This is a genomic window from Streptomyces sp. NPDC002265, from assembly GCF_040296125.1.
Taxonomy (GTDB): domain Bacteria; phylum Actinomycetota; class Actinomycetes; order Streptomycetales; family Streptomycetaceae; genus Streptomyces.
Genome location: NZ_JBEOWS010000072.1, coordinates 1 through 15,451, shown reverse-complemented (window position 1 = coordinate 15,451; position 15,451 = coordinate 1). Strand labels below are relative to the sequence as shown.

Genomic DNA, 15,451 nt, shown 5'->3' with positions numbered 1-15,451 from the left:
GGTCACTCCACGCCGATGAGCAGCAGCGATCCCTGCCGGCCGCCCCGGTAGACGACCGTGTCGACGGCGAGGTAGGCCTCCCGCACCCGCGTTTGGAGGTGCTCGGCGACGGCCTCCGGCACCTCGTCACCGAGGACGATGGTGACGAGTTCACCGCCCGCCTGGAGCATCCGGTCCAGCACGGTCCCGGCGATCTCCGCGACATCCGATCCGATCACGGCCACGTCGCCCTCGACGAGACCGAGGACGTCACCCGCCTGGCAGATGCCGGCCATGGTCCAGGACTGGCGTTCGGCGACGGTCAGCTCGGCGTAGCGGGTGGCGCCGGCCGCCGAGGTCATGGCGACGACGTCCTCGTCGAAGCGGCGGGCGGCCTCGTGCACGGCGAGCGCGGCAATGCCCTGGACCGCGGAGCGGGTCGGGATCAACGCCACCCGGATGCCCTCCGCCCTGGCCTGCTCCGCCGCCGCGGCCGCGGTGTGGCGCAGGTCGGCGTCGTTGGGCAGCAGGACGACCTCGCGCGCGTGGGCGCGGCGCACGGCCTCGACCAGTTCGCCGCTCGCGGGCGGCTCCCCCGGCCGGGCGAGCACGGTGGTGGCCCCCGACTCGGCGTACAGCCCGGCCAGGCCCTCGCCGGGCACGACGGCCACCACGGCACGCTGGACCCGCTCCCGGGGCGGCCGCCCGGCGGCGCGCGTGTGCGCGTCGCCGACGCCGAAGTGGGTGATCCGGATCCGGTGCGGCCGTCCGGCCTCGACGCCCGCCTCCACCGCGGCACCCGCGTCGTCGACGTGCACGTGGACGTTCCACAGTCCGTCGCCGCCGACCACGACGAGCGAGTCCCCGAGGGCGTCGAGCCGGTCCCGCAGCCGTGCGACGGCCGCGTCGTCGGCCTCCAGCAGGTAGATCACCTCGAAGGCGGGGCCGCCGTCCTCCGCGGCCTCGGACCGGTCCGCGCACAGCACGTCGTCGCCCCCGCTGTCCTCGGAGACGGTGGCGACGACGGCAGTGCCGGTGGCGGCAGGCACGGGAGCAGAGCTGGGAGTGTCGGCGTCGGCCGGGGCCGCTGGGGTCTCGCCGGTCAGCGTCTCGACCAGTGCCCCGAGCACCGCGACCAGCCCGCGCCCACCGGCGTCGACCACTCCGGCCCGCTCCAGGACGGCCAGCTGGCCCGGGGTCGCGGCCAGCGCCGCCCGCGCTCCCTCGTAGGCCGCACGCGCGACCGTCCCGCAGTCGTCCTCGGCCCCCTCGGTCGCGTCCGCCGCGGCGGAGGCGACCGACAGCACCGTGCCCTCGACCGGGTGGGCCACGGCCTGCCGGGCGGAGTCGGCCGCGTGCCGCAGGGCCAGCCGCAGCCCTCGCGCGTCGGTGTGAGCGGCCTCACCGTCCGCGGCGAAGACCTGTGCCATACCGCGCAGCAGCTGCGCGACGATCGTCCCGGAGTTGCCGCGCGCCCCGATCAGGGCCCCGTGCGCCATCGCGCGCGCGGCCTCCGCCAGGGACGGCGACAGCGCAGGCCCGGGGACCGCAAAGACACCGGCGGCGCCGTCGTCGCCGGAGCCGGTCGCGGTCCCGGTCCCGGTCGCGTGTCCCGCGGACGCCGTCTCGTGCCCCAGGAACACCGCCTCGACCGCCGCGACGGCCGACTCCACGGTCAGATACAGGTTGGTGCCGGTGTCCCCGTCCGCGACGGGGTAGACATTGATCGCGTCGATCTCCTCGCGCGCGCGTCCCAGCGCCTGCAACGCGAGACCGCACCAGGTACGCACCGCGAGAGCATCGAAGAATGTCTGCGGCACCTGCGGCACCTGCGCCTCCTTGAGCTGCTGGACTGGGACGCAGCGTAGACCCAGGACCGGTGTCCGCCGGAAGAGGGCCGGGGGCGGACCCTCGGGCCGCCATGGTAGTTTCGTTGTACTGGCGCAGTCGTTGTATGCTGCTCCGGTTGCCCGATCCCATCGGGCTCTCCTCCCGGCACCGCCACTCAGATCCTCGATCCGATCCCGGCACGCCGGGATCATCCGTAAGTGCATCTGAAGTCTTTGGAGTGACCCGTGGCTGCCAACTGCGACGTCTGCGGCAAGGGGCCGGGCTTCGGCAACAACATCTCGCACTCGCACCGCCGTACGCCGCGCCGCTGGAACCCCAACATCCAGCGCGTGCGTACCGTGGTCGGCGGGACGCCGAAGCGCGTGAACGCTTGCACCTCGTGCATCAAGGCCGGCAAGGTCTCGCGCTGACGCTCATCCCCCATATCCCGGGTTCGTCCGGGACGGGGGGAACCCCATCATGCGCGGCCACTGCTGGTTCGCCGTGAAAAGCCGGTCTACTCTCGGGTAGGTCGGCTTTTTGCCATACCCGGGTCCGGACCTGTGCACCGGGCCCGTAGCGGAACCCCCGTGCGGGCCCGTGCCCTCGGCGGTCAGGCTCGCGGTGGTCGGGCGGTCCGGGTCGTGAGGTTCCACCGGTGGTCTACCGGGCCGAGACCCGCGCCGAGCGCGAACCCGCCCGCGATCGCCCCGGTGACGTACTCCTTGGCATCCGCCACCGCCTCCGGCACGGACCGCCCCTTCGCCAGCTGTGCCGCGATCGCGGACGCGAGGGTGCACCCGGTGCCGTGCGTGTGCCGGTTGTCGTGGCGGGCGGCGCGCAGCCAGTGCTCCTCGGTACCGTCGGTGAGCAGGTCGACCGCCTCCCCGGCGAGATGACCGCCCTTGATCACCACCCAGCGCGGCCCGTACGCCAGGACGGCCTCCGCCGCCGTACGCAGCTGCCGCTCCGACTCGACCCTGACACCGGTGAGTTGCGCCACTTCGTCGAGGTTCGGGGTGGCGACCGTCGCGACCGGCAACAGCTTCGTCCGTACGGAGTCCAGGGCCGCGGCCGCCAGCAGCGGGTCGCCGTGCTTGGAGACGCCCACCGGGTCGACGACGGCCGGCGCGTCCGTGCCGGCCAGCAACTCGGCGACCGTCTCGACCAGTTCGGCGGAGGCCAGCATCCCGGTCTTCACCGCCTGGACGCCGATGTCGTCGACGACGCTGCGGAACTGCGCCCGTACCGCCTGTGCGGGCAGCTCCCAGGCGCCCTGCACGCCCAGGGAGTTCTGCGCGGTGACCGCGGTGATCACGCTCATGCCGTGCACGCCGAGCGCGAGCATGGTCTTCAGGTCGGCCTGGATCCCCGCCCCGCCGCCGGAGTCGGAGCCCGCGACCGTCAGCACTCTCGGTGGCGCGCTCACGACTCGATGCCCCCGAAGTGGTCCCAGCCGCCCTTGCTGGTCCACGGCGCCCCGTCGACCGTCACCTGGGGCAGCGCCGACGGGTTGAGCACCTCGCCGATGACCTTCCAGCGGGCGGGCAGCTTGGTGTCCGGCGGGAAGGTCGCCACGATCGCGTGGTCCTCTCCCCCGGTCAGCACCCACTGCATCGGGTCGACACCGACGGCCTGCCCGATGTCGTTCATCTGGGTCGGGATGTCGATGGCACCGGAGCGGATGTCGATGCGCACCTTGCTGGCCTCGGCGATGTGACCGAGGTCGGCGATGAGTCCGTCGCTCACGTCGCACATGGCGGTCGCGCCCAGTCCGGCCGCGGCCGGGCCCGCGTGGTACGGGGGTTCGGGGCGCCGGTGCGCCTCGACGAAGGCGCGCGGCGAGCGGAAGCCGCGGGAGAGCACCGCGTACCCGGCGGCGGACCAGCCGAGCCAGCCGGTGACCGCGACGAGGTCGCCGGGCTGTGCGCCCGCGCGCGTCACCGGCTCCTGGTTGCGCAGATCGCCGAGCGCGGTGATCGACACCATGATCGTGTCGCCGCGTACGACGTCACCGCCGACCACGGAGGCACCCGCGACCTGGCACTCGTCGCGCAGCCCGTCCATCAGCTCGGTCGGCCAGGCGACGGGGAGTTCCGCGGGGACGACCAGGCCGAGCAGCAGCGCCGTCGGCACCGCGCCCATGGCGGCGATGTCGGCGAGGTTCTGCGCGGCGGCCTTGCGGCCCACGTCGTACGCCGTGGACCAGTCGCGGCGGAAGTGCCGACCCTCCAGCAGGATGTCGGTGCTCGCCACGACCCTGCGGTCGGGGGCGGCGACCACCGCGGCGTCGTCGCCGGGGCCGACCCGGACCGCCGGTGTGGTGGTGAGACGGGAGGTGAGCTCCCTGATGAGCCCGAACTCCCCTAGCTCACCGACAGTGCCCTTCATTGCCCTTGCTCCCCTTCCGGCCCTGTCCAAGCCCGGTCGCGCGTCTCCAGTGTCCTCGATACGGTCGAGGTGACCGTCAACTTCTTGCGTGCATGTACCCCGGCGCGCGAGCCTCGGCCCCCGCAGGTCTCCCCGCGGCGAGCGGCGACGCGATACCGTGGCGTTCCTTTTCCCCACATGATCCTCGTGGCCGCCCTGGAGGTTCCGTGGTACAGGCGTACATCCTGATCCAGACGGAGGTCGGCAAAGCGTCGACCGTCGCCGAGACGATCAGCAAGATCCCTGGGGTGATCCAGGCCGAGGACGTGACAGGACCGTATGACGTGATCGTGCGCGCCCAAGCCGACACCGTGGACGACCTCGGTCGCATGGTCGTCGCCAAAGTCCAGCAGGTGGACGGCATCACCCGAACCCTGACCTGCCCGGTGGTGCATCTGTAGCCCCCGTCTACCCTTGGCCGGTGAACTCCTCCCATCACCGGCACCGCATTGTCCTCGGGCCGCCCGCGCTCGCCCTCCTGGTCGCCGTCGCGGGCTGCTCGTCGACGGACGGCAGCGCGTCCGCGGCGGTTCCCGGCGCCGACGTGAAGACCGTTGCGTTGTGCCGGAACCTGGACCAGGTGCTGCCGTCGAAGGCGGACGGTCTCGACCGGCGTGATCCCGAGCCCGCCTCCGCGCTGACCGCAGGCTGGGGGAACCCGGCGATCATACTGCGCTGCGGTGTCGAGCGACCCGCCAAGATGGCCGATCCCGAAGCCGACGGGGTCGAGGTGAACGGGGTCGGCTGGCTGCTGGAGAAGCAGGACGACGGAGCCTTCCGGTTCACCACGACCCTGCGCAAGGCGTATGTCGAGGTGGAGATTCCCAAGGCACGCACCGGGAACGGGATGGCGCCGCTGGTGGATCTGGCGCCCGCCGTCAAGAAGGCGATCCCGGAGGGGATCGCCGACTGAGCGTCGCGCGTGCCGCGCGGGCCGCACGCCCAGGGCCCCGCAACCCGGCCGCCCCCGACCCGCTCGCGCAACCCGGCCGCCCCCGACCCGGCTCCAGCAGCCCGTCGTGCCCGGCTGACGGGCCGACCGGCTCACCGGCTGCGCTCCTCACCGCGGTCCTGCGCGCAGACCCGTCGCGATCCCACGCAGACCCGTCACGATCCCACGCAGGCCTGCCGGGGTCCCCACGCTCAACCCTGTCGCGGTCCTGCGCGTCCGCCCGGCGCCCGGCACGGAACGCCGGCCGCGCGGGTCCGGATCCCGTCGGGCGGGTCACGGCCCGGGCCGTGGGCAGGCACCCGGCCTGGGGCGTACGCAAGGCCGGGTGCGGCCGGTCACCTCAGGCCGGTGGAGCGGCGCAGCGCCGCCTGGACGAGACGGTCCACCAGCTCCGCGTAGCCGATGCCGCTCGCCTGCCACATCTGCGGATACATCGAGATCGGGGTGAAGCCCGGCATGGTGTTGATCTCGTTGATGACGAACTCGCCGTCCTCCGTGAGGAAGAAGTCCGCCCGCACCAGGCCCTCGCAGGACGCCGCCTCGAAGGCGTCGACCGCGAGCTTCTGCACCTCGGCCGTCTCCTCGGCGGTCAGCGGGGCCGGGACCAGGCCCGGCGTCGAGTCGATGTACTTGGCCTCGAAGTCGTAGTACGCGTGGGCGTCCGGCGGCGGGATCTCGGCCGGGACGGAGGCCCGGGGGCCGTCCTCGAACTCCAGGACGCCGCACTCGATCTCGCGGCCGCGCAGCGCGGCCTCGACGAGGATCTTGGGGTCGTGCCGCTGGGCCTCGGCGATGGCCTCGTCGAGCCCGGAGGGGTCGTCGACCTTGGTGATGCCGATCGACGAGCCCGCGCGGGCGGGCTTCACGAACAGCGGCCAGCCGTGCTCGCCGGCGAACTCGGCGATCTTCCTGCGGGCGCCCGCCTCGTCCTGCTGCCACTCGCGCGGCCGGATCACCACGTAGGGGCCCACCTTCAGCCCGAACGAGGTGAACACCCGCTTCATGTACTCCTTGTCCTGGCCGACGGCCGAGGCGAGCACGCCCGCGCCGACGTACGGGACACCGGAGAGCTCCAGCAGGCCCTGGAGGGTGCCGTCCTCGCCGTACGGGCCGTGCAGCACCGGGAAGACGACGTCGACCTCGCCGAGCGCCTTGGGCACCGAGCCGGGCTCGCTGTAGACGACCTCGCGGTTGGAGGGGTCGACGGGGAGCACCACGCCGCCCTCGCTCGACTCGGCGAGCTCGTCGACGCTGGGCGTACGGCGGTCGGTGATCGCCATGCGGTCCGGTGCGTCGGCGGTCAGGGCCCAACGGCCGTCCTGGGTGATGCCGATCGGCAGGACCTCGTACTTGGTCCGGTCGATCGCCCGCAGTACGGCGCCGGCGGTGACCACGGAGATCCCGTGTTCGGAGCTGCGGCCGCCGAACACGACGGCCACACGCGGCTTGCGGGACGGCTGCCCGGGGCTCTGGGGGAGGTTCTCGGTGCTCATATCGGGTTGAGAGTACCCGGTGGCAGTGCCGTGAGACAGCGGCGACCGGGCGGGTTCGCTCAGCGTCGTTCGGCCTTCGCGCTGCGCGACATCAGCTCCTTGAGCGCGACCACGGGGGGCTTGCCCTCGTGCACGATGCCGACCACCGTCTCGGTGATGGGCATGTCGACTCCGTGCCTGCGGGCCAGATCGAGCACCGACTCGCAGGACTTGACGCCCTCGGCGGTCTGCCGGGTGACCGCGATGGTCTCCTGGAGGGTCATGCCCCGGCCGAGGTTGGTGCCGAAGGTGTGGTTGCGCGACAGCGGCGAGGAGCAGGTCGCCACCAGGTCGCCCAGGCCCGCGAGCCCGGAGAAGGTCAGCGGGTCGGCTCCCATGGCCAGCCCCAGCCGGGTGGTCTCGGCGAGGCCGCGGGTGATCAGCGACCCCTTGGCGTTGTCGCCGAGGCCCATGCCGTCCGCGATGCCGACGGCCAGGCCGATCACGTTCTTGACCGCGCCGCCGAGCTCGCAGCCCACGACGTCCGTGTTGGTGTACGGGCGGAAGTAGGGCGTGTGGCAGGCGCTCTGGAGGCGCTGGGCGACGGCCTCGTCGGTGCAGGCGACCACGGCGGCGGCCGGCATCCGGGCGGCGATCTCCCTGGCCAGGTTGGGTCCGGTGACCACGGCGACCCGCTCGCGTTCGACCTTGGCGACGTCCTCGATCACCTGGCTCATCCGCATCGTGGTGCCGAGCTCGACGCCCTTCATGAGGGAGACGAGAACCGTGCGGGGGGCCAGCAGGGGCGCCCACTCGGCCAGGTTGGCACGCAGCGTCTGCGACGGGATCGACAGCACCGTGTAGTCGGCGCCGGCGGCGGCCTCGGCCGGGTCGGTGGTGGCCCGCAGGTTCGCCGGGAGCTCGATGCCCGGGAAGTAGTCGGGATTGGTCCTGGTGGAGTTGATCGCGTCCACGACCTCCGCGCGGCGCCCCCACAGGGTCACCTCACAGCCCGCGTCGGCGAGCACGGCACCGAAGGCGGTACCCCACGAACCGGCGCTGAAGACCGCCGCCTTGACCGGCATGCTCACTTGCTGTGCCCCTCTTCTTCCTGCCTGGCCTGCTCCGGCGTCCGCACCTGGCCGCGGGCCTGGAGCTGCGACTGCGTCTGCGCCTCGGTGCGGCGGCGCTGCTCGATCCGCTCCAGTCGCGGGTCGTACGGCCTCTCGGGCGCCTTCTCGCCGCGGATCTCCTCCAGCAGGCGGGTGATGGCGGCCATGATGACCTCGGTCGCCTCCTTCAGGAGTTCCGGGGTCATCTCCTCGCCGTAGAACCGGGAGAGGTCCACGGGCGGGCCCGCGAGGACGTGGTGGGTCTTGCGCGGAAGGATGTCGGGCTTCTTCGCGTAAGGCGGCAGCAGCTCGTTGGCGCCCCACTGGGCGATGGGGATCACCGGGCACCTGGTCTGCAGCGCGACACGGGCGGCACCGGTCTTGGCGGTCATGGGCCAGCCGTCCGGGTCGCGGGTGAGGGTGCCCTCGGGGTAGAAGGCGACGCACTCGCCGCGCTCCACGGCGTCGATCGCGGCACGGAAGGCGCTCAGCGCGTCGGTGCTCTCCCGGTACACGGGGATCTGTCCGGTTCCGCGCATGGCGGCTCCGACGAATCCCTTCCGGAAAAGGCCGCTCTTCGCCAGGAATCGCGGAACTCGGCCGGTGTTGTACTGATAGTGCGCGTATGCGAAGGGATCGACATGTGAATTGTGGTTCACCGCGGTGATGAATCCACCATCGGCCGGAATGTGCTCCATTCCACGCCAGTCCCGCTTGATCAGCGCCACCAGCGGCGGTTTGCAGAGCATCGCGGCGAAGCGATACCAGAAGCCGATTCTGCGGCGGGGCACGCGGACACCTTCCTCTAGGGGCTTCCTCCCAGGGCTGGGGGCCGCACAAGTGTCGCCCCGGGCCGCCGGTCTGTCGAGAACACCGTACGCCCCGCCACCCCGGCGACCGGGTGGACCGGGTGACAATGACGGCGACGAGAGAGGGGCACAACGCCGGTGCAGTGGACCTTGGTCATCCCCCTGAAGTCTTTGGCGCGGGCCAAGAGCAGGCTGTCGGACACCGCCGCCGACGGACTGCGTCCGAGCCTCGCGCTCGCGTTCGCGCAGGACACCGTGGCGGCCGCGCTGGCCAGCCCGGCCGTCCGGAATGTGGCGGTAGTCACGGACGACGAGCTGGCCGGACGGGAGCTTGCGGCGCTGGGCGCCCGCATCGTCTCCGACGAGCCGGGGGGTGGTCTGAACGCCGCCCTGGCGCATGCGGCGGCCGTCGTACGCGCCGCTTCCCCGGCCTGTCCGGTGGCCGCCCTGAATGCCGATCTGCCGGCTCTGCGCCCGTTTGAATTGGCCCGCGTTCTGGAGGCGGCCGGGGAATTCCCGCGCGCTTTTCTCGCGGACGCGGCGGCGATCGGCACCACACTGCTGGCCGCGGCCCCGGGCCGGGAATTGCTGCCCGCATTCGGTCCGTGTTCACGGACCCGGCATGACGACTCCGGCGCGAGCGAACTGCTTCTCGACGCGGTGGATTCCGTACGGCAGGACGTGGACACCGGTGCGGACCTGCGGGCGGCGCTGGCGCTGGGGGTGGGTCCCCGGACGGCCGCCGTCGCCGCGCGGCTGCTGATCCCCGGGCAGTAGGCTGCCGTCATGCAGGCGACCGCATACACGTACGACGCCGGGACCCGCAGCGGGCAGGTGCTGCTGGACGACGGCACACCCGTGCCCTTCGACACCGCGGCGTTCGACGCGGGCGGGCTGCGGCTGTTGCGCCCGGGACAACGGGTACGGGTGGAGACCGAGGGCGAAGGGGAAGCCCGGCGGATCACCCTGGTGACGCTGCACACCTTCTGAGCGGGCCCTGCCGAGCGGGCCCGGGCGAACGCCGCGGGCCGGACTTCCGAGAGGGAGTCCGGCCCGGCGCGTGAGTGCCCTGCACCTGCCCTACTTGCGGACGGCGGCCTTCTTGGCGGTGGTCTTGCGAGCGGTGGACTTCTTGGCGGGGGCGGCCTTCGTGGCGGCCTTCTTCGCCGGGGCCTTCTTCGCCGTCGCCTTCTTGGCGGTGGCGGTCTTCGCCGTGGTGGTCTTCTTGGCGGCGGCGGGAGTCTGCGCGGCCGTCGTCTTCTTCGCGGTGGTCTTCTTCACGGCGGCCGTCGCCTTCTTGGCGGTCGTCTTGCGCGCCGTGGTCTTCTTCGCGGCGGCGGCCTTCGTGGTGGCCTTCTTCGCGGCGGCCTTCTTGACCGTCGCGGAGGCACCGCCGGTCAGGCTGCCCTTGGGTGCCTTCTTGACGGCGACCTCGCCGCCGCGCGGAAGCTTCTTCGAGCCGCTCACCAGGTCCTTGAAGCCCTGGCCCGCGCGGAACCGCGGCACGGACGTCTTCTTGACCCGAACCCGCTCTCCGGTCTGGGGGTTGCGCGCGTAGCGGGCCGGACGGTCGACCTTCTCGAACGAACCGAATCCGGTGACCGAAACCCGGTCCCCGCCGACGACCGCGCGGACGATGGCGTCCAGGACCGCATCGACGGCCTCGGCGGCCTGCTGGCGGCCGCCCATCTTGTCGGCAATCGCTTCTACGAGCTGCGCCTTGTTCACGTCTTCCCCTTCGGAGACATTGCCAGAACGAAAGTGTTCAAGCCTTTTCGCACGTTAGGCAGATATATACCGCAAATCAAACACGAAACGGGCTAATCACCCTTGTGCCGCAACGAAGTCGGCTGTCCCGGACGTGTTCAGCGTTCCTCTTCAGGGAATCGGCCCTCGTCGAGGTCCTCCATGAACCGCTCCAGACGCCTTGTCGCGTTGGCGAGATCGTGCTTGGCCGCGGCCGTAATGACCAGCAGCTTCCGGGTCAGCGCCATCCGTACGCCCTCCGGGACTTGCAGTGAGCGCACCCTTGCGTGCGCTTCCTTCAGCTGGTCCGCGACTGCCGCATAGAGCTCGAGTTGGCCGTCGCGTTCCATGCACAGATTGTGCCATCTGGGGCGAGTTGTCGCCTGCGCAGGGGGCAACTGCCGTCGTGAACGGCTTCCCGGACACCGGCGGCGGTTCCGGTCGCAACTGGCGGGTACCCCGCCAACGACCTGCGTAACGTGGCAAGTTGAGGAATCCGACGGGCCGCTTCAGGGCCGTTCGGGTGCAGACATGGCTGTACCCCCAATCGTGGCGATCGGGGGTACAGGCGGGGTGTCGCGTGGCCGAATCTCGACCTGTTCGGATCTTCGGGTCGGGCCTCGGCTCTGTGGGTCAGACCTGGAGCGTGCGCGGCTTGTACGAGGGGCGCTTGCTCTCGTACGCGGCGATGTCGGCCTCGTTCTGGAGGGTGATGGAGATGTCGTCCAGCCCGTTCAGCAGCCGCCAGCGGGAGTTCTCGTCCAGCTCGAAGGAGGCGGTGATGCCTTCGGCGCGCACTTCGCGGGCCTCCAGGTCGACCGTGATCTCGGCCTGCGGGTCACGCTCGGTGAGTTCCTGCAGCGCGTCCACGGTCTTCTGCTCCAGCACCACGGTGAGCAGGCCGTTCTTGAGCGAGTTGCCGCGGAAGATGTCGGCGAAGCGGGAGGAGATCACGGCCTTGAAGCCGTAGTTCTGCAACGCCCAGACGGCGTGCTCGCGGGAGGAGCCGGTACCGAAGTCCGGGCCCGCGACCAGCACGGTGGCGCCCTGGCGCTCGGGCTGGTTGAGGATGAAGGAGGCGTCCTTGCGCCAGGCCTCGAACAGCCCGTCCTCGAAGCCGTCCCGGGTCACCTTCTTGAGCCAGTGAGCAGGGATGATCTGGTCGGTGTCGACGTTGCTGCGGCGCAGCGGGACGGCCCGGCCGGTGTGCGTGGTGAATGCTTCCATGGCTCTCAGACTCCAGCGGGCGTACGGGTGTCGGCGTCGGACAGGTCGGCGGGGGACGCCAGGTGGCCCAGGACCGCCGTCGCGGCCGCGACCTGCGGCGACACCAGGTGCGTACGACCGCCCTTGCCCTGCCGGCCCTCGAAGTTGCGGTTGGAGGTGGACGCGGAGCGCTCACCGGGGGCCAGCTGGTCGGGGTTCATGCCCAGGCACATCGAGCAGCCCGCGTGCCGCCATTCGGCGCCGGCCTCCTTGAAGACGACGTCCAGGCCCTCGGCGACGGCCTGGAGGCCGACCCGCGCGGAGCCGGGGACGATCAGCATCCGTACGCCGTCGGCGACTTTGCGGCCCTCGACGATCGCGGCGGCGGCCCGCAGGTCCTCGATGCGGCCGTTGGTGCAGGAGCCTACGAAGACGGTGTCCACCTTGATGGAGCGCAGCGCCTGTCCCGCCTCCAACCCCATGTATTCCAGGGCCTTTTCGGCGGCCAGACGCTCCGAGGCGTCTTCGTACGAAGCCGGGTCGGGGACGTCGGCGGAAAGCGGCGCGCCCTGCCCGGGGTTGGTGCCCCAGGTGACGAACGGCGAGAGCGCGGCGGCGTCGATGTGGACCTCCGCGTCGAATTCCGCGTCCTCGTCGGTCCTGAGCGTCTTCCAGTACGCGACCGCCGCGTCCCAGTCCTCGCCCTCGGGGGCGTGGGCACGGCCCTTGAGGTAGGCGAAGGTGGTCTCGTCGGGGGCGATCATGCCCGCGCGGGCACCGGCCTCGATCGACATGTTGCAGATGGTCATCCGGGCCTCCATCGAGAGCTTCTCGATGGCGGAACCGCGGTATTCCAGGATGTAGCCCTGACCGCCGCCGGTACCGATCTTGGCGATGATCGCCAGGATCAGGTCCTTGGCCGTGACGCCGTCGGGCAGCTCGCCGTCGACGGTGATGGCCATGGTCTTCGGACGGGCCAGCGGCAGCGTCTGGGTGGCCAGCACGTGCTCCACCTGGGAGGTGCCGATGCCGAACGCCAGTCCGCCGAAGGCGCCGTGCGTGGAGGTGTGGGAGTCGCCGCAGACCACCGTCATGCCGGGCTGGGTCAGACCCAGCTGCGGGCCGACGACGTGCACCACGCCCTGCTCGACGTCGCCCAGCGGGTGCAGTCGCACACCGAACTCGGCGCAGTTCTTGCGCAGGGTCTCCAGCTGTGCGCGCGAGACCGGGTCGGCGATGGGCTTGTCGATGTCGAGGGTCGGGGTGTTGTGATCCTCGGTGGCGATGGTGAGATCGAGGCGCCGCACCGGACGACCCGCCTGACGGAGGCCGTCGAAGGCCTGCGGGCTGGTCACCTCGTGCAGCAGGTGCAGATCGATGAAGAGGAGGTCGGGCTCGCCCTCGGCGCGCCGGACGACGTGGTCGTCCCAGACCTTCTCCGCGAGTGTCCTACCCATCGCTTTCCCTCCGGCCGGTCAATCGTGCTCCGGCCCAACTAGAGATCTTGAGGTGGCGGCCACCCGCGCCCCTGTGTCCGGGCGTCCGCCGCCGGGCCCGTTGATGTGCGGGCCGCTGTGCCTTCAAGAGTGGCGCGTTCCATCGAAAAATGAACTTGCGTTTCACAGAGTGAGACGCGAGTATCGTTTCATGGACAACAGTAGCGGCGTCGGCGTTCTGGACAAGGCAGCCCTTGTCCTGAGCGCTCTGGAGTCCGGTCCGGCCACCCTCGCGGGCTTGGTGGCGGCCACCGGACTGGCACGACCCACGGCCCATCGACTGGCCGTGGCCCTGGAACACCACCGCATGGTGGCACGCGACATGCAAGGCCGGTTCATCCTCGGACCGCGCCTCGCCGAGCTGGCCGCGGCCGCCGGCGAGGACCGCCTCCTCGCGACCGCCGGCCCGGTGCTCACGCACCTGCGCGACATCACGGGCGAGAGCGCGCAGCTCTACCGCCGGCAGGGCGACATGCGCATCTGCGTCGCCGCCGCGGAACGCCTGTCCGGCCTGCGAGACACGGTCCCGGTCGGTTCCACCCTCACCATGAAGGCCGGTTCCTCGGCGCAGATCCTCATGGCCTGGGAGGAGCCGGAGCGGCTGCACCGCGGCCTCCAGGGCGCCCGCTTCACGGCCACGGCGCTCTCGGGTGTCCGCCGCCGGGGCTGGGCCCAGTCCATCGGCGAGCGCGAGCCGGGCGTCGCGTCCGTCTCCGCGCCCGTGCGCGGCCCGTCCAACCGCGTGGTGGCCGCCGTGTCCGTGTCCGGCCCCATCGAGCGGCTCTCGCGCCACCCGGGGCGTATGCACGCCCAGGCGGTCATCGACGCGGCGGGCCGCCTCTCCGAGGCCCTGCGCCGCACCGGCTGACCGAACCCCGCATCCGTCCGCGGGGTAAGGGCCGGCCTCAACGCCGCGGCAGGCCCTTCCCCCGCGTCATCCGCACCACCCTCAGCACCCTCAGCACCCTCAGCATCGGCACCGCCCGTACCTCCCACGCTGCCGGCGCCGCCCGCGCCGGCAGCCCCGACGCGGCTCCCCTACGCGGACTCCGACGCCGACGCCGGCGCAGACGTCGAAGCGGACTTCGACCGGTGGGCGAAGCGGTCCTTCGCCCGGCGCCCCCGCTTCTCCAGCGGCAGCTGCCCGTGCGCGGCCGCGAGTCCGAAGGCCGGCATGTCCGCGTAGATCGACTCGTAGCTCCCCTCGGACACGACATAGGTCTCGTGCCACAGCCCCACGTGCTGCCGCACCTTGCCCGCCTTCTCCTTGCGGTTGACGATCGCCCACGCCCGGTGGTGGAACATGTCGGGCGACGAGGCGTACGCGTAGAGCTTCTCCTTGGACTCCCAGTACTGGACCACGTAGTACGTCCGCGGGGAGGCCGTCATCAGCACATGCCCCAAAAGCCCGCGCCCGGGGTCCTTCTGCAGCTCGCGCAGCATCCTCGGCATGGCCAGGAACACCGGGACCCAGTGGTGCACGGCCCAGAAGTGGTTGATCCGCATGCCGATCAGCAGGACGACCACGTCGCCCTCCGCCGCGGCGGTCGTACGGCCCGCGGTGACGGGTTTGCCGAACATGACGCTTCCCCCTCGCTGTCCGTCGGTGAGCGGCACTATCCGACTGCCGCATGTTTGGATAGTGCCGGTATCCGAGAAAGGGCGCAAGAGATGCGGCTGGCCGAACTGAGCGAGCGCAGCGGTGTGTCCACCGCGACGATCAAGTACTACCTGCGCGAGGGCCTGTTGGCGCCGGGCCGCCAGGTCAACACGACCACGGCCGAGTACGACGAGGACCATCTGCGCCGGCTGCGGCTGGTGCGGGCGCTGATCCAGGTGGGCCGGGTGCCGGTGGCGACCGCGCGGGAGGTCCTCGCACATGTGGACGACGAGTCCCTGGGGCGCACGATCCGGCTGGGCGCGGCGCTCTGGGCGCTGCCTCAGGTGCCCGAACCGGACGGCGGCGACGAGGAGGTGCGCGCGGCCCGGCACGAGGTGGACCAGGTGATGGAGCGGCTCGGCTGGTCCAACGCCCGGTCCCTCAGCAGCATCTCCCCCGCACACCGTTCACTGGTGGCCGCCGTGGCCACGCTGCGCCGGCTCGGGTACGCCTGGGACGCCGAACTGATGCTGCCGTACGCCCGGTTGATGCACCAGGCGGCGGTGCACGACCTGGACTTCGTGGAGACCCGGTCCTCGGAGGCGGAGAAGGTGGAGACGGCGGTCGCGGCCGCGGTCCTCTTCGAGCCCGCCCTGCGGGCCCTGCACCGGCTGGCCCAGGAGGAGGAGTCGGCGCGGCGGTACGGCTTCGAGTAGGGCGGGGTCCGGAAGGCCCCGGGCCGAGTCCGCAAACGCCGATGGGCCCCCACCGAAGTGGAGGCCCATCGGGCTCGTACCCCAGACCGGATTCGAACCGGCG

18 protein-coding genes are annotated in these 15,451 nt (G+C 71.5%); 7 read left to right on the top strand and 11 right to left on the bottom strand.

Going from position 1 to position 15,451, the window contains the following annotated elements; all coding sequences use genetic code 11:
• Positions 1 to 2 precede the first annotated feature (2 nt).
• Positions 3 to 1,808 (bottom strand): DAK2 domain-containing protein, encoded by a 1,806-nt coding sequence (locus ABT085_RS15595; protein WP_351606931.1) that lies wholly within the window; start codon positions 1,806 to 1,808, stop codon positions 3 to 5.
• A 246-nt stretch (positions 1,809 to 2,054) separates the two neighbouring features.
• Between ABT085_RS15595 and rpmB the strand changes: the two genes are divergently transcribed.
• Positions 2,055 to 2,240, top strand: a complete 186-nt coding sequence (gene rpmB / locus ABT085_RS15590) for a 50S ribosomal protein L28 (RefSeq protein ID WP_004924906.1) — start codon at positions 2,055 to 2,057, stop codon at positions 2,238 to 2,240.
• Positions 2,241 to 2,422: 182 nt separating this feature from the next.
• Here rpmB and thiD read toward each other — a convergent pair whose 3' ends face one another.
• A complete protein-coding gene (thiD, locus tag ABT085_RS15585; protein WP_351606929.1) occupies positions 2,423 to 3,238 on the bottom strand; it encodes a bifunctional hydroxymethylpyrimidine kinase/phosphomethylpyrimidine kinase in 816 nt (271 codons plus the stop codon).
• Entirely contained in the window at positions 3,235 to 4,200 is a 966-nt protein-coding gene (locus ABT085_RS15580) for a thiamine-phosphate kinase (RefSeq protein WP_152888424.1), read from the bottom strand. Before ABT085_RS15580 ends, thiD begins: the two co-directional genes overlap by 4 nt.
• A 206-nt stretch (positions 4,201 to 4,406) precedes the next feature.
• On the opposite strand from ABT085_RS15580, the gene ABT085_RS15575 reads away from it, so the two are divergent.
• Together ABT085_RS15575 and ABT085_RS15570 are read left to right on the top strand one after the other, a co-directional pair.
• A complete protein-coding gene (locus ABT085_RS15575; RefSeq protein WP_003997603.1) occupies positions 4,407 to 4,640 on the top strand; it encodes an Lrp/AsnC family transcriptional regulator in 234 nt (77 codons plus the stop codon).
• Positions 4,641 to 4,660: 20 nt separating this feature from the next.
• Complete coding sequence (locus ABT085_RS15570; RefSeq protein ID WP_351606925.1) at positions 4,661 to 5,152, top strand: DUF3515 domain-containing protein; 492 nt, start codon at positions 4,661 to 4,663, stop codon at positions 5,150 to 5,152.
• 374 nt (positions 5,153 to 5,526) lie between these two features.
• Here the strand turns inward: ABT085_RS15570 and ABT085_RS15565 are convergent, their stop codons facing one another.
• The 3 genes from ABT085_RS15565 to ABT085_RS15555 are packed head-to-tail and all read right to left on the bottom strand — an operon-like array spanning position 5,527 to position 8,566.
• Positions 5,527 to 6,684 (bottom strand): D-alanine--D-alanine ligase family protein, encoded by a 1,158-nt coding sequence (locus tag ABT085_RS15565; protein WP_351606923.1) that lies wholly within the window; start codon positions 6,682 to 6,684, stop codon positions 5,527 to 5,529.
• A 59-nt stretch (positions 6,685 to 6,743) separates the two neighbouring features.
• A complete protein-coding gene (locus ABT085_RS15560; protein ID WP_351606921.1) occupies positions 6,744 to 7,754 on the bottom strand; it encodes an NAD(P)H-dependent glycerol-3-phosphate dehydrogenase in 1,011 nt (336 codons plus the stop codon).
• Positions 7,751 to 8,566, bottom strand: a complete 816-nt coding sequence (locus ABT085_RS15555; protein ID WP_351606918.1) for a lysophospholipid acyltransferase family protein — start codon at positions 8,564 to 8,566, stop codon at positions 7,751 to 7,753. Before ABT085_RS15555 ends, ABT085_RS15560 begins: the two co-directional genes overlap by 4 nt.
• A 156-nt stretch (positions 8,567 to 8,722) precedes the next feature.
• Between ABT085_RS15555 and cofC the strand changes: the two genes are divergently transcribed.
• Positions 8,723 to 9,361 carry a 2-phospho-L-lactate guanylyltransferase gene (gene cofC, locus ABT085_RS15550; RefSeq protein WP_351606915.1) on the top strand — a complete coding sequence of 213 codons (639 nt, stop codon included), beginning with the start codon at positions 8,723 to 8,725 and terminating at the stop codon, positions 9,359 to 9,361.
• Positions 9,362 to 9,370: 9 nt separating this feature from the next.
• Positions 9,371 to 9,574, top strand: a complete 204-nt coding sequence (locus tag ABT085_RS15545; RefSeq protein WP_351606913.1) for a hypothetical protein — start codon at positions 9,371 to 9,373, stop codon at positions 9,572 to 9,574.
• Between the two features lie 90 nt (positions 9,575 to 9,664).
• Here the strand turns inward: ABT085_RS15545 and ABT085_RS15540 are convergent, their stop codons facing one another.
• The 4 genes from ABT085_RS15540 to leuC form a co-directional block, all read right to left on the bottom strand.
• Positions 9,665 to 10,312 (bottom strand): HU family DNA-binding protein, encoded by a 648-nt coding sequence (locus ABT085_RS15540; protein ID WP_351606910.1) that lies wholly within the window; start codon positions 10,310 to 10,312, stop codon positions 9,665 to 9,667.
• A gap of 137 nt (positions 10,313 to 10,449) precedes the next feature.
• Complete coding sequence (locus ABT085_RS15535; RefSeq protein ID WP_351606908.1) at positions 10,450 to 10,680, bottom strand: SCO5555 family protein; 231 nt, start codon at positions 10,678 to 10,680, stop codon at positions 10,450 to 10,452.
• 283 nt (positions 10,681 to 10,963) lie between these two features.
• Positions 10,964 to 11,557: a 3-isopropylmalate dehydratase small subunit gene (gene leuD / locus ABT085_RS15530; RefSeq protein WP_351606905.1), complete on the bottom strand. Its 594-nt coding sequence runs from the start codon at positions 11,555 to 11,557 to the stop codon at positions 10,964 to 10,966.
• Positions 11,558 to 11,562: 5 nt separating this feature from the next.
• Complete coding sequence (leuC, locus tag ABT085_RS15525) at positions 11,563 to 12,993, bottom strand: 3-isopropylmalate dehydratase large subunit (protein ID WP_351606903.1); 1,431 nt, start codon at positions 12,991 to 12,993, stop codon at positions 11,563 to 11,565.
• Between the two features lie 190 nt (positions 12,994 to 13,183).
• Between leuC and ndgR the strand changes: the two genes are divergently transcribed.
• Positions 13,184 to 13,900 carry an IclR family transcriptional regulator NdgR gene (ndgR, locus tag ABT085_RS15520; RefSeq protein WP_081219617.1) on the top strand — a complete coding sequence of 239 codons (717 nt, stop codon included), beginning with the start codon at positions 13,184 to 13,186 and terminating at the stop codon, positions 13,898 to 13,900.
• A 170-nt stretch (positions 13,901 to 14,070) separates the two neighbouring features.
• Here ndgR and ABT085_RS15515 read toward each other — a convergent pair whose 3' ends face one another.
• Complete coding sequence (locus ABT085_RS15515; RefSeq protein WP_351606899.1) at positions 14,071 to 14,613, bottom strand: DUF4188 domain-containing protein; 543 nt, start codon at positions 14,611 to 14,613, stop codon at positions 14,071 to 14,073.
• Positions 14,614 to 14,703: 90 nt separating this feature from the next.
• Between ABT085_RS15515 and ABT085_RS15510 the strand changes: the two genes are divergently transcribed.
• Positions 14,704 to 15,348, top strand: coding sequence for a MerR family transcriptional regulator (locus ABT085_RS15510; RefSeq protein WP_351606896.1), 645 nt, complete (start codon positions 14,704 to 14,706; stop codon positions 15,346 to 15,348).
• Positions 15,349 to 15,451: the final 103 nt, after the last annotated feature.